Below are 12,438 nucleotides of genomic sequence, written 5' to 3'. Positions count from 1 at the left end.
ACAAGATTGTTCAAAAATTCATCAGGGATGATACTACGAACTCAAGCCTGCTGCAATGGCCTAAAATTGTTGTAAGTTACTGAATTTATAACTTCTTATTAACGTTTCCTGTCGAAAATAAGGGTACTGAAGTTATGTGAATTACGCTCGTCGGCGGCAAAGTTTTGCCGCTCTACCTCTTGCCAATCAGCGACTTGGAGATAGTCGGGAAAATAGGTATCGCCCTCAACATTTAGATCTATTTTAGTAACATATAGGCGGTCTGCGAGCGGTAAAAATTTTTCATAAATTTTTCCTCCACCAATGACCATAAGTTCATCAACCGGCCCTGCAGCCGCAATAGCTTGTTGCACACCAGATACCCAGATGACCTGACTGTCCTGATTTTCCGAACGATCCGTTCGACGGCTTAGAACGATATTTTTGCGCCCGGGTAAAGGTCGGCCAATTGATTCAAAGGTTCGTCGACCCATAACAATTGGCTTACCCAAAGTAATTTTTTTGAAATACTGCAACTCATCCGGAAGATGCCATGGCATTTTATTGTCTTTGCCGATAACCCGGTTATCTGCCATTGCAACCACTAGTGAGATTTTCATTCGGCGATACCCTTAATACGTAGCCTGACGTTTACGCCAGGAAACAATATCCCACCTGACATAAATGTCAGGCTACTTCTGATAAATGACTTCGACGTCGTGATCGTCATCATCGTCGTCGTCTTCGTCATCCTGCTCTTCTTCCAGCACTTCTTCGTGGTAGGTATCCCACATAAACTCAACTGGATCGGCTTCTTCCTGTTGTTCCGTGCTAGGTGCAGGTAAGGTCTCAAGGTACGAGATAACCTCACGACAAAGAGCATCACTGCCGCGTCCTTCTAACGCCGCAATTTGGAATACCGGGCCGTCCCAGTCCAGCGCTTTAACCAGCTCATCAACTTTTTCCTGAACTTCTTCGTCCAGCAGTAAGTCGACTTTATTGATGACCAGCCAGCGCGGTTTTTCTGCCAGTTTAGGACTGTATTTTTCCAGTTCATTGATGATGATACGTGCCTGCTCTGCAGGGTCGGTCTCATCAAAAGGTGCTAAGTCCACCAAATGCAGCAGTAAACGACAACGCTCCAGGTGTTTCAGGAAGCGAATACCCAGGCCAGCGCCTTCAGCGGCACCTTCGATAAGACCCGGGATATCGGCAATAACGAAACTTTGATGTGGTGCCGGACGCACAACCCCCAAATTAGGTATTAACGTGGTAAAGGGGTAGTCCGCTACTTTAGGACGCGCCGCTGAAACCGAACGAATAAAGGTCGATTTACCGGCGTTTGGCATACCCAGTAAGCCCACGTCGGCCAGCAACATGAGTTCAAGTTTTAATGAGCGCACTTCACCCGGAGTACCATCGGTTTTCTGCCGAGGAGCACGGTTCACACTGCTTTTAAAACGTGTATTACCTAAACCATGGAAGCCGCCTTTGGCGACCATTAACCGCTGACCATGTTGCGTCAAATCGCCAAGAACTTCGCCGGTGTCGACGTCGGTAGCGCGAGTACCCGGAGGAACCGGCAGCACAATATCGCTACCGCGTTTACCCGTACAGTTTTTACCCATACCATTTTGCCCACGCTCCGCTTTATGGAAGCGCTCAAAACGATAGTCGATAAGGGTATTCAGGTTTTCATCGGCTTGCAGGTAGACATCGCCACCATCGCCGCCGTCACCACCGTCGGGACCACCTTTGGGAATGTACTTCTCGCGACGGAAACTGATACAACCATTACCGCCGTCACCCGCATCTACGCGGACTTCTACTTCATCAACGAATTTCATCGCAATTTGCTACTTATCACTTAGAGAATACTGTGCAAAATTCTAGCACATATGAAAAAGCCCCGCCGTAAGGCAGGGCTTTCAGAACCGAAACTTTTCAGTTTATGTTCACGTTATTAGTCAGTAATAACGCTCACAAATTTACGGTTTTTGCTGCCCTTCACTTCAAAAGACACTTTGCCTTCTGAGGTTGCAAACAATGTATGGTCTTTACCAATACCTACGTTCGCTCCCGCGTGGAACTTAGTACCACGTTGACGAACCAGGATGTTGCCTGCTAATACAGACTCACCACCGAAGCGCTTAACACCGAGACGTTTACTCTCTGAGTCGCGACCGTTTTTAGTAGAACCACCAGCCTTTTTATGTGCCATGTCGTTACTCCTTAATTAGCTGTTGATACCAGTGATTTTCACTTCCGTGAACCACTGACGATGGCCTTGTTGACGACGAGAGTGCTTACGACGACGGAACTTAACGATTTTAATTTTATCGCCACGACCGTGATCAATCACTTCCGCTTTCACTTTACCACCGGATACGAACGGAGCACCGATGTTTACATCGTTGCCGTCAGAAACCATCAAAACCTGGTCGAATTCAACTACATCACCGGTAGCTGCTTCCAGTTTTTCCAGGCGGACGATTTGGCCTTCAGACACACGGTGCTGCTTACCGCCACTTTGGAATACTGCGTACATATTATTCTCCACAACCCTATTGGGCATCCAAATTCAAATCAGGGCGCGAATTGTACGTAATCCCGCCAGCGATCGCAACCCTTTATTTGAACTTAAAGGCTACGCCATCTGCCGCGCTTTGAGTTTCCGCGCCGCCTTAAATAGTGTACCATCCCTTTTCCGTTAAATTTTGTAAATAAACAGATATCTATGATGGATATGCAGTCCATTAACGCATTAGCCAAAGACGATATGCTTGGCGTAAATGCTTTAATAGGTGAACAACTTCAATCGGATGTTGCCTTAATTAACCAGTTAGGCCTCTATATTGTCAACAGTGGTGGTAAACGCTTACGCCCACTGCTTGCCATATTAGCTTGCCGAGCCCTGGGTTATGAAGGTAACGACCACCGCAAACTAGCGACAATTATCGAGTTTATTCATACCGCGACCCTGCTGCACGACGATGTCGTCGACGAGTCGGAGCTTCGCCGTGGACGTAAAACCGCTAATGCAGTATTCGGTAATGAAGCCAGCGTGCTGGTGGGTGACTTCCTTTATACCCGCGCTTTTCAGCTAATGGTCGATTTAGACTCCCTGCGGATTCTGCGGATTTTAGCGGATGCCACCAACGTTATTTCTGAAGGTGAAGTACTGCAGTTAATGAACTGTAACGACCCGGATACCTCAGAAGCCAGCTACTTCAATGTCATTTACGGAAAAACTGCTAAGCTGTTTGAAGCCGCAACTGAGCTGGCCGGCGTATTAACCGCACAGGACGAAAAAGTAACGCAGCAACTGGCCGATTACGGTCGTTACCTGGGTACCGCGTTTCAGTTGGTGGACGATTTACTGGATTACACCGCCGACAGCGAATCTATGGGCAAAAATGCCGGTGATGACTTAGCAGAAGGTAAGCCCACACTGCCGTTGTTATACGCCATGTGGCACGGCAACGAAACCGAGCAAAAGCTGATTCGCGAAGCCATTGAACAAGGCGACGGACGTGAGCACTTACAAACCGTGCTTACGGCTATGGAACGAACGGGAGCTTTGCAATACACCCGCGATAAAGCTTTAGAAGCCGCCGAACAAGCGCGCCAGTCATTAAGCGATCTCCCGGACTCCGACTACAAACAAGCCCTTCTCACCCTAACCCACCTGGCAGTGGACCGGGTGGCGTAAGAAATGTCTTGGGGGGGCAGGCTGTTGGCTTGCTTCGCTTGAGCATTGAAGGTTTCTATGGCGGAGACGCTACGAGCTCATCCATGAGGGCTTGACGAAGGCCATCCATGGCCTTCGACACTCCGCCATAGAAACCTTCAACACTCGTAACGCTCACAATCCAACAGCCTGCCCCTTTTAACCATCTTCTAGCCTGATAATTAAAAAGCTAACACTGTGTATCAATTGGAACATTTGAGCGTACATCTAGCTGGAAAAATATTGGGGAAGATCAGTATTGGCGAAAAGTCATTGCGGGTTATCTGGAGGTAGCCTGATATTCACATCAGGTGGAAAGTCCAAACATAGCTCCTGACTACATACCTTTCAGCAAGTAGCATGCAGATATTGGGGTTGGTCAGTATTGGCGATATGCCATTGTGGGTTATCTGGAGAAAGTGTGCAGCGCCAAGGATGGCGCTGCCCAAGCCTTACAGGGACGTACTTGCAGGCGTCTTTCGAAAGATAACCTGCAATGGCCAGCCAATGCTGGCCTGCCCCAATATTTTCAAGAGCGGATTACTGAAAGCTTAGCTGGCGAAGTCGATGCCTTTTTGGATGTCGCCTTTCAGGCCGTCGAGCATTTCGTCCATGCATTTCTGTTCGAAGGCACTAAGCTTGCCGTAAGACAGAATTTCTTCGGCGCCATTTTTGCCTAAGCGTACTGGCTGTGCGAAGAACTTAGCGTTGTCGCCTGGGCCTTCTACGTAAGTGCACTCAATAGTGTCCTGACCTTGCAGGCCTTTCAGCAATGACAATGCAAAGCGTGCTGCTGCCTGACCCATAGAAAGGGTTGCTGAACCGCCGCCGGCTTTTGCTTCAACGACTTCAGTACCTGCGTTCTGGATACGGTGAGTTAAGTCTTTGATTTCTTGCTCAGTAAACTCAACGCCTTCAACTTGTGACAGCAATGGCAGAATGGTTGTGCCGCTGTGGCCACCAATAACTGGCACGTTTACGTTTTCAGGGTTCAGACCACGTAGCTCGCCAACGAATGCTTCTGAACGGATAACGTCCAGAGTCGTTACACCAAACAGTTTACGCTTGTCGTAGCAACCTGCTTTTTTCAGGACTTCGGCAGCAATTGGTACTGTGGTGTTTACCGGGTTGGTGATGATACCAACACAGGCGTCAGGGCAGTTGTCTGCAACGCCTTGTACTAAGTTTTTAACGATGCCGGCGTTCATGTTGAACAGGTCAGAGCGATCCATACCTGGCTTACGAGGTACGCCGGCAGGAATTAATACGATGTCGCTGCCAACTAATGCTGACGCAAGATCATCTTTACCGAAGCCTGTTACTTTCACGTCGGTAGGGATGTGACTTAAGTCAACCGCTACACCTGGAACTACTGGCGCAACGTCATACAGCGATAATTCTGAACCTGCTGGTAACTGGGTTTTCAGAAGTAATGACAATGCCTGGCCGATACCACCGGCCGCACCTAATACGGCTACTTTCATCTCAGACTCCGTTTTTGTTAGTCAATTTTAACTGCATAAAAATGCAGAATTTGGCGCAAAACTGTACTCCAATATCACTAAAAATACAACTTTGCGCGGTACACATTCAGCACTCGAATAGCGCATCTATATGCAGTACACTGGGGGTTATTATAGCATGTAACCAGTATAGGAATTGAACTCTCTCATGGTGCAAGACACGTTACTCGAAGCTTTTAAAACCCTTCTTCGCGAAGAGCGTTATGGCTCACAGGGAGAAATTGTTAATGCCTTGAAAGCCGAGGGCTTTGATAACATTAGCCAGTCTAAAGTCTCGCGCATGTTGAGTAAGCAAGGCGCGGTTCGTACCCGCAATGCAAAGCAGGAAATGGTCTACTGCTTACCGCCCGACTTAGCGGTACCTTCCACTAAGGCACCATTAAGCCAGCTTGTACTGGATATTCAGCACAATGATGTCATGGTGATTATTCGCACCAGCCCGGGGGCGGCTCAGTTGATTGCCCGCTTGCTTGACTCTGTCGGTAAAAAAGAAGGTGTGCTTGGTACGATAGCCGGCGACGACACTATTTTTATCGCGCCGCTCAAAGTTGCTGATATCGACTTTACTCTGAAAAAGGTCCGGGAGTTGTTTGCCAGTCAGGCGGTATTACCTTCTTCCTGATCCGCTACTTCTTTGTTGTCTTCCATAAAACGCATTGAAGGCACAAAAAAGCCGCAGTTGGATACCGCTTGCGAATAATCCAGTAACGGATCGTAGGCCCCTTGTTCGTCGGCGTAATATCGATTTTTTAGCCACTGCACCACCATTTTCGGTGTGTGACTAAAATACATAGCGAGCAGCCCCTGTTCGCGCAGGTCACCCCAGGGCATATTCTGCCGCAGTAAAGGAATGGGTTGTTCATTGCCGTCCACTAGACGACTTTTGGCTGCATGTGTAACGCCTTCAATTTTAGCTTCGGATAAACGTTCGCCTGAGACTTTTTCACGCCCCATGAGTTGCTCTTGTTTTTCCGGGCCCAGGTAGTCCCAGCGGCGTAAGTCGTGACGAAACTTTTGTACGAACAAATAACTGCCATCCACAAAGTCGGCATCGTCTTTTTCTTCTACTAATGCCACCTTACGTTTGCTCATGCCCCTGGGGTTGTCAGGCGCATCGATAAAACCGGTCAAGTCGCGGCCGTCGAGATAACGGAAGGAACGAATTTGCTCGACCACTTCAATGTCATAACCAAACCATTCAATTAATGTGCGCCCGGCAAGGTAGTTAGCGTCGAAGCGGTCACAACGAATTTGAATGATGAGATCATAAGGGTGTCTTGGTGCTTCCCGGTCGCCGTCGGAAAGTTCGGGGAAAGCCTGCAAGTGAAGTGGCTTCTTGTGTGGGTAAAGAATGTCCCAGTAATCGGCGCCTATGCCGACAAAGCCTGTTAACATGGCTTCTGAGAAGCGGGCGTCAAGATCGCGTAAAATGGCTGGAAAGCGAGCCAGTTTACGGCGTAAACTTTCAACGTCGTCGCTCATGACATGACAAAACAACGTCAGACCATGCAGATTAGGTTCCGCGTAGACTCCTGACTGAGCTTTATCCACCCTATTCTCCCGTTTAACTGTTATTTTTGTGTGTTCGTTCTATTCGCTTTTACATTAAATAGCGCACGAGGCATTATAGAATGCCTGTATTCGTTATGACACCGCAAGGAAAAATCATGCGCAATCTGATACTTATTTTTGGTTTGCTTGGACTGACTGCCTGTGCGAGCACGGCAGACAATCAAACTCAGCGTAGCAGTGCTCAACAACAGACTCCGGCTGCTGAGTTTCATCAGTTGGCTGACACTATCTGGGAAGGACTGAATGAGTCCAGCGAAACCGAGCTGACCGATATGTCACCGGAAGCCTTAGAACAACGTTACCAACAACGCTCTGAGTGGCTTGAACAGCTGAACGCCGTTAACCTTAACGAGCTAAGCCGGGATGACCAGATAAACCATGCAATGATTCACTACACCTTAAAGAACAAGGTCGATGAGTACCGCTTTAATGCGCACTATATGCCATTAACCGCAGAAGGTAGCTTTCACAGCTCTTTAGCTTTCATGCCTTCTTATACGTCGTTTTCATCGGCGGAAGACTACCAGAATTACATAGCAAAACTGCGTTCAATTCCTCGTTACATGGAGCAGCAGACTCATTGGTTGCGTAAAGCGATTGAAGAAGGTTACACCCAGCCTGCAGCCGCTATGGCCGGTTTTGAAGAAAGTATACTGGCTTACATTGTGCAGGATGCTAAAGACAGCGTTTACTTCTCTCCTTTTACACACCAGCCGGGCTTTGTTGATAGCGAACAATGGGAGCAACTTAAAAGCGATGCATTAACCGCTATTGATGACCAGGTGATGCCAGCTTACGACGACTACTTTACCTTTATGGTTACCGAGTACTTGCCGAGTGCACGTGAAAGCATTGGTGCCAGCGAGCTACCCAATGGGGACGACTTTTATCAGAACCGTATTAAGCATTACACCACGCTGAATATGACCGCTGACGAAATTCATGAAATTGGTCTGCAGGAAGTTGCTCGCATTCGCGGTGAAATGCTGGAAGCCATTGAAGCAACCGGCTTCGATGGTGACTTTGACGAGTTTGTTGAGTTTTTACGTACCGACGACCAGTTCTATCCGGAAACAGCAGAAGAGTTGCTACAGTACGCCGCCTGGATAGCGAAGAAAATGGACGGTGAACTGCCTAAGCTTTTCAAAACCCTGCCGCGTAAACCTTATGGCATAGCTCCGGTTCCGGCTGAGATAGCACCGAAATACACAACCGGCCGCTATTCAGGTACCAACCGCGATGACCGCGCTGGTTTTTATTGGGTGAATACCTACGCGTTAGACCGCCGTCCGCTTTACCAGATGGAAGCGCTGACGCTGCACGAAGCGGTACCGGGTCATCATTTACAAAACGCGATTGCGGGTGAGTTAGAAGACTTGCCGGAATACCGTCAGCAGACCTACATTTCAGCTTTCGGTGAAGGCTGGGGTCTGTATTCTGAGTACTTAGGGCTGGAAGCGGGTTTTTATGAAGACCCTTACAGCAACTTTGGACGTTTAAGCTATGAAATGTGGCGGGCGGCACGCTTAGTGGTGGATACGGGTATGCATGCCAAAGGCTGGAGTCGTGAACGCGCAATGGACTTTATGGCCAACAACACCGCGTTGTCACTGCATAACGTGAAAACCGAAATTGACCGTTACATTACCTGGCCTGCGCAGGCACTTTCGTACAAGCTTGGCGAACTGACTATTAAGCGTTTACGCAACGAAGCAGAACAGCAGTTGGCTGATAAGTTCGACATTCGTGAATTCCACGATGCAGTACTGGAAAACGGCAGCGTGCCACTGAAAGTACTCGAGCAACACATCAACGACTGGATTGCTGAACAGAAATAGAACAGAACCCCCGCTATCAGGTAGGGGCAGGTTTTTCACTTATTTCGCTTGAGCATTGAGTACTTCTGTGACGGAGACGCTACGAGCTCATCCATGAGGGCTTGACGAAGGCCATCCATGGCCTTCGACACTCCGCCACAGAAGTACTCAACACTCATAACGCTCACAAGTGAAAAACCTGCCCTATCGACTTACGAACACACCGCTGACCAACACAGAACAATGACGTATCAGTTTTATTGCGCAGAGATCTCACTACAAAATCGTTATCTGGTAAACCAGCTCTTGGGTATTCTGTTTCTGTCGCAGAAAGGCCATGACGTAACTCGTTTTATCTTTCTCATCCAGACGAAACAAGATCTTATAATTATCTACTAGCATTACTCGATAGTCAGTGATACCTAACGTCTCAAGTTCATGAGAAATGGGGAATTGCAAAGGGTTATCGCCGAGTTTATTGGTGGCGAAATCAAGAAGTTGATGACCTAATCTAATAGCTTCTTCCTGGCCCAGAAAAGATTCCATATAGCGGGTTAAAACAGCCAGAGTCTTATAACTGAGCTCCGTAAAATGAACATCGTAGTTCATAACTGAGGACTAAAGCTCAAACTTCTTTGTACTGAGTTCACGCTCTAGCCTTTCTCTTGCTTCGCTAAGAGATAGAAGATTCTGATTTCGAATATCCCGTTCAGCCAGATTCATCAATTTAAGTGTCGCGATAGCTTCGTCTCTCTGTCGAGCGCTGGCTTCTGACTCAATACGGTATACCGGATTTCCACCCTGAGTGACAACAATAGGCTCTTCGACATTCAGTGACGCCGCATTTTGCTTAATGTAACTAATGGTTTTTATCTGCATAGATCTCTCCCGACTGAACAGTCTAAATATAGACTATAAACAGACCACCTGCAAGCCAGGATATCTCACCTGATGTGAACATCAGGCTACTGAATATCGGACACAAAAAAAACCGCCGAAGCGGTTTTATAAGTTGCTAATGAGTGCGCTCAACGGTTGCGAGGACTCTTAACGAGGTTTGCAGCGCCATGGATGGCGCTGCACAAGCCCTACAGGGAAGTACTTGCGGGCGTCCTCGTAAAGAGTTCTTGCAACCTAAGCACTCATTAAGCCACGTTAATGGTTGGGATGATGTTTTCCTTGGCCGCTTTCTCTGCGTCGCGGAAGGCATCCATCTGGTCGAAGTTCAGGTATTTATAAACTTCGCCAGCCATTGAGTTAATGTCCTGTGCGTACTCCAGGTATTCTTCCGGCGTTGGTAAGCGACCTACGATAGCACCAACCGCTGCCAATTCTGCAGAAGTCAGGTAAACGTTTGCGCCATCACCTAAGCGGTTCGGGAAGTTACGGGTTGAAGTAGACAGCACGGTTGCACCCGGCTCTACCCGTGCCTGGTTACCCATACACAATGAACAGCCCGGCATTTCAGTGCGAACACCGTTACGCTCATAAATGTCGTAATAACCTTCGGCTTCCAGCTGGGTTTTGTCCATTTTCGTTGGTGGTGCAATCCACAGACGGGTATTTAATGGGTCAGAGTTCTTCTCTAACAATTTACCCGCTGCGCGGAAGTGACCAATGTTGGTCATGCACGAACCGATGAAAACTTCATCGACGTTGTCGCCGGCAACTTCGCTTAAGAACTTCGCGTCGTCCGGGTCGTTCGGGCAACAAACGATAGGCTCTTTTATCTCGTTCAGGTCAATTTCGATAACCGTAGAGTAATCAGCGTCTTTGTCCGCACGCGTCAGCTCTGGGTTTTCTAACCATTCTTCCATCTTACGGGCACGACGTTCCAGCGTACGCGCATCGCCGTAGCCTTCGTTGATCATCCAACGCAGCATGGTGATGTTAGAGCGCAGGTACTCGGCAACCGACTCTTCTGACAGGTCGATGGTACAACCGGCCGCTGAACGCTCAGCAGAAGCGTCAGACAATTCAAATGCCTGCTCTACGGTTAAGTGATCAAGACCTTCAATTTCTAAGATACGACCCGAGAAGATGTTTTTCTTGCCGCGCTTATCAACGGTCAGGTGACCTTCTTTGATAGCAAACGCAGGAATGGCATGAACCAGATCACGTAAAGTAATACCCGGCTGCATTTCACCTTTGAAACGCACCAATACTGACTCAGGCATATCCAGTGGCATTACGCCGGTAGCTGCGGCGAACGCAACCAGACCAGAGCCTGCCGGGAATGAAATACCCAACGGGAAACGGGTGTGCGAGTCACCACCGGTACCAACGGTATCTGGCAACAACATACGGTTCAGCCAGCTGTGGATGATACCGTCGCCCGGACGTAAGCTTACGCCGCCACGGTTCATAATAAAGTCAGGCAAGGTGTGCTGAGTTTCAACGTCAACCGGCTTAGGATAAGCAGCGGTGTGACAGAAAGACTGCATAACCAGGTCTGAGTTAAAGCCAAGGCAGGCCAGGTCTTTTAACTCGTCACGGGTCATAGGACCGGTAGTGTCCTGAGAACCAACGGTAGTCATCTTAGGTTCACAGTATGCGCCCGGGCGAACACCTTCCATGCCACAAGCTTTACCGACCAGCTTCTGCGCCAGCGAGAAACCTTTACCGCTGTCTGCCGGTTGCTCTGGCTTACGGAATAAGTCAGATGGACCCATGCCCAGAGATTCACGTGCTTTTTCTGTCAGGCCACGGCCAATAATCAGGTTAATACGGCCACCGGCACGGACTTCATCTAAAATAACGCGAGACGCATAATCGTACTCAGCGATAACGTCGCCGACTTCGTTCTCGATTTTGCCTTCGTATGGGTAGATAGTGATGACATCACCCATGTTCATTTTTTCAACGTCGGCTTCAAACACCAACGCACCTGCGTCTTTCATGGTGTTGAAGAAAATTGGTGCGACTTTAGAGCCAATGCAGATACCGCCAGCACGCTTGTTTGGTGTGCCAGGCATGTCTTCGCCAATGTTCCACAATACTGAGTTGGTCGCTGATTTACGTGAAGAACCAGTACCCACTACGTCACCAACGAAGGCAACCGGGTGACCTTTTTCTTTTAATTCTTCAATTTGCTTGCCTGCATCAGTAATGCCTTCGCGTGGCATTTTGTACATAGCTTTGGCGTGCAAAGGAATGTCCGGACGAGACCAGGCATCGGGTGCCGGCGACAGGTCATCGGTATTCGTTTCGCCTGTCACTTTAAAGACGGTTGCTTTAATTGATTTAGGCAGCTCGTCGCTGTCGGTGAACCATTCAGCATTTGCCCAGGATTCAACCACTTCTTTCGCCAGCGCATTACCGGCTTTCATTTTCTCTTCCACGTCGTGGAAGGCGTCGAACATTAAGATGGTTTCTTTCAGCTCTTTAGCGGCCAGTTCAGCCAGCTGAGAGTCGTCCAGCAATTCCACCAAAGTGACGATGTTGTAGCCACCGTGCATATTGCCCAGCAATTTTACTGCGTATTCTTTGCTGACAACCGGGCTTTCAATTTCACCTTTTACAACGGCGCTTAAAAAGCCTGCTTTAACATAGGCAGCTTCATCCACACCCGGCGGTACACGCTCGGCCAGAAGCTCAACCAGGAATTCTTCCTCGCCTGCTGGCGGATTTTTCAGTAATTCCACTAAATCGGCTACTTGCTCGGCGTTTAATGGCTTCGGAGGGATGCCTTCTGCGGCGCGCTCTTCCACGTGCTGACGATATTCTTTAAGCACTGATATTACCTCTCATTTGCTTGCATGAATTCTAGACGGTTCACTAGTGCGGCGCATTATACGGATTTTGCTGTTAAATTCCC

12 protein-coding genes are annotated in these 12,438 nt (G+C 48.5%); 3 read left to right on the top strand and 9 right to left on the bottom strand.

Features of this window, described 5'->3' with window-relative positions; translation table 11 throughout:
- Positions 1–98: 98 nt before the first annotated feature.
- From folA to rplU, 4 genes are all read right to left on the bottom strand, one after another.
- Positions 99–599 (bottom strand): type 3 dihydrofolate reductase, encoded by a 501-nt coding sequence (gene folA / locus VBY75_RS08195; protein WP_222236474.1) that lies wholly within the window; start codon positions 597–599, stop codon positions 99–101.
- 72 nt (positions 600–671) lie between these two features.
- Complete coding sequence (gene cgtA / locus VBY75_RS08190; protein WP_222236473.1) at positions 672–1,826, bottom strand: Obg family GTPase CgtA; 1,155 nt, start codon at positions 1,824–1,826, stop codon at positions 672–674.
- A 116-nt stretch (positions 1,827–1,942) separates the two neighbouring features.
- Positions 1,943–2,200 carry a 50S ribosomal protein L27 gene (gene rpmA / locus VBY75_RS08185; protein WP_054489947.1) on the bottom strand — a complete coding sequence of 86 codons (258 nt, stop codon included), beginning with the start codon at positions 2,198–2,200 and terminating at the stop codon, positions 1,943–1,945.
- Between the two features lie 15 nt (positions 2,201–2,215).
- On the bottom strand, positions 2,216–2,527 hold the full coding sequence (gene rplU, locus VBY75_RS08180) for a 50S ribosomal protein L21 (RefSeq protein ID WP_011233736.1): 312 nt from the start codon (positions 2,525–2,527) through the stop codon (positions 2,216–2,218).
- 192 nt (positions 2,528–2,719) lie between these two features.
- Between rplU and ispB the strand changes: the two genes are divergently transcribed.
- Complete coding sequence (gene ispB, locus VBY75_RS08175; RefSeq protein WP_222236972.1) at positions 2,720–3,691, top strand: octaprenyl diphosphate synthase; 972 nt, start codon at positions 2,720–2,722, stop codon at positions 3,689–3,691.
- 569 nt (positions 3,692–4,260) lie between these two features.
- On the opposite strand, the gene mdh is transcribed toward ispB, so the two are convergent.
- Complete coding sequence (gene mdh / locus VBY75_RS08170) at positions 4,261–5,193, bottom strand: malate dehydrogenase (RefSeq protein WP_054489946.1); 933 nt, start codon at positions 5,191–5,193, stop codon at positions 4,261–4,263.
- Between the two features lie 187 nt (positions 5,194–5,380).
- On the opposite strand from mdh, the gene argR reads away from it, so the two are divergent.
- Positions 5,381–5,854, top strand: coding sequence for a transcriptional regulator ArgR (gene argR, locus VBY75_RS08165; RefSeq protein WP_054489943.1), 474 nt, complete (start codon positions 5,381–5,383; stop codon positions 5,852–5,854).
- Here argR and VBY75_RS08160 read toward each other — a convergent pair.
- Positions 5,830–6,783 (bottom strand): Dyp-type peroxidase, encoded by a 954-nt coding sequence (locus tag VBY75_RS08160; RefSeq protein ID WP_054489941.1) that lies wholly within the window; start codon positions 6,781–6,783, stop codon positions 5,830–5,832. The two genes, argR and VBY75_RS08160, sit on opposite strands and share 25 nt — an antisense overlap.
- 116 nt (positions 6,784–6,899) lie before the next feature.
- Between VBY75_RS08160 and VBY75_RS08155 the strand changes: the two genes are divergently transcribed.
- A complete protein-coding gene (locus VBY75_RS08155; protein WP_416511933.1) occupies positions 6,900–8,642 on the top strand; it encodes a DUF885 domain-containing protein in 1,743 nt (580 codons plus the stop codon).
- A 255-nt stretch (positions 8,643–8,897) separates the two neighbouring features.
- On the opposite strand, the gene VBY75_RS08150 is transcribed toward VBY75_RS08155, so the two are convergent.
- The 3 genes from VBY75_RS08150 to acnB all read right to left on the bottom strand — a co-directional run bounded on the left by VBY75_RS08150 (position 8,898) and on the right by acnB (position 12,355).
- Positions 8,898–9,230: a type II toxin-antitoxin system RelE/ParE family toxin gene (locus VBY75_RS08150; protein ID WP_222236469.1), complete on the bottom strand. Its 333-nt coding sequence runs from the start codon at positions 9,228–9,230 to the stop codon at positions 8,898–8,900.
- 9 nt (positions 9,231–9,239) lie between these two features.
- Positions 9,240–9,500, bottom strand: coding sequence for a type II toxin-antitoxin system Phd/YefM family antitoxin (locus VBY75_RS08145; protein WP_054489935.1), 261 nt, complete (start codon positions 9,498–9,500; stop codon positions 9,240–9,242).
- 266 nt (positions 9,501–9,766) lie between these two features.
- Positions 9,767–12,355, bottom strand: a complete 2,589-nt coding sequence (gene acnB, locus VBY75_RS08140; protein WP_416511930.1) for a bifunctional aconitate hydratase 2/2-methylisocitrate dehydratase — start codon at positions 12,353–12,355, stop codon at positions 9,767–9,769.
- Between the last annotated feature and the right edge of the window lie 83 nt (positions 12,356–12,438).

The sequence above is a fragment of the Idiomarina sp. HB genome (assembly GCF_048059115.1).
In the GTDB taxonomy this organism is placed as follows: Bacteria; Pseudomonadota; Gammaproteobacteria; order Enterobacterales; family Alteromonadaceae; genus Idiomarina; species Idiomarina abyssalis.
Note: the sequence above shows the minus strand (reverse complement) of the source record. Positions and strands in the feature narration are given on the sequence as shown.

Bases quoted from the DNA above. Each gene is read 5' to 3' on its own strand.
- cgtA (WP_222236473.1), bottom strand. From the start codon at position 1,826: ATGAAATTCGTTGATGAAGTAGAAGTCCGCGTAGATGCGGGTGACGGC.
- VBY75_RS08145 (WP_054489935.1), bottom strand. From the start codon at position 9,500: ATGCAGATAAAAACCATTAGTTACATTAAGCAAAATGCGGCGTCACTG.
- argR (WP_054489943.1), top strand. From the start codon at position 5,381: ATGGTGCAAGACACGTTACTCGAAGCTTTTAAAACCCTTCTTCGCGAA.
- rpmA (WP_054489947.1), bottom strand. From the start codon at position 2,200: ATGGCACATAAAAAGGCTGGTGGTTCTACTAAAAACGGTCGCGACTCA.
- ispB (WP_222236972.1), top strand. From the start codon at position 2,720: ATGGATATGCAGTCCATTAACGCATTAGCCAAAGACGATATGCTTGGC.
- folA (WP_222236474.1), bottom strand. From the start codon at position 599: ATGAAAATCTCACTAGTGGTTGCAATGGCAGATAACCGGGTTATCGGC.
- VBY75_RS08150 (WP_222236469.1), bottom strand. From the start codon at position 9,230: ATGAACTACGATGTTCATTTTACGGAGCTCAGTTATAAGACTCTGGCT.
- mdh (WP_054489946.1), bottom strand. From the start codon at position 5,193: ATGAAAGTAGCCGTATTAGGTGCGGCCGGTGGTATCGGCCAGGCATTG.
- VBY75_RS08155 (WP_416511933.1), top strand. From the start codon at position 6,900: ATGCGCAATCTGATACTTATTTTTGGTTTGCTTGGACTGACTGCCTGT.
- rplU (WP_011233736.1), bottom strand. From the start codon at position 2,527: ATGTACGCAGTATTCCAAAGTGGCGGTAAGCAGCACCGTGTGTCTGAA.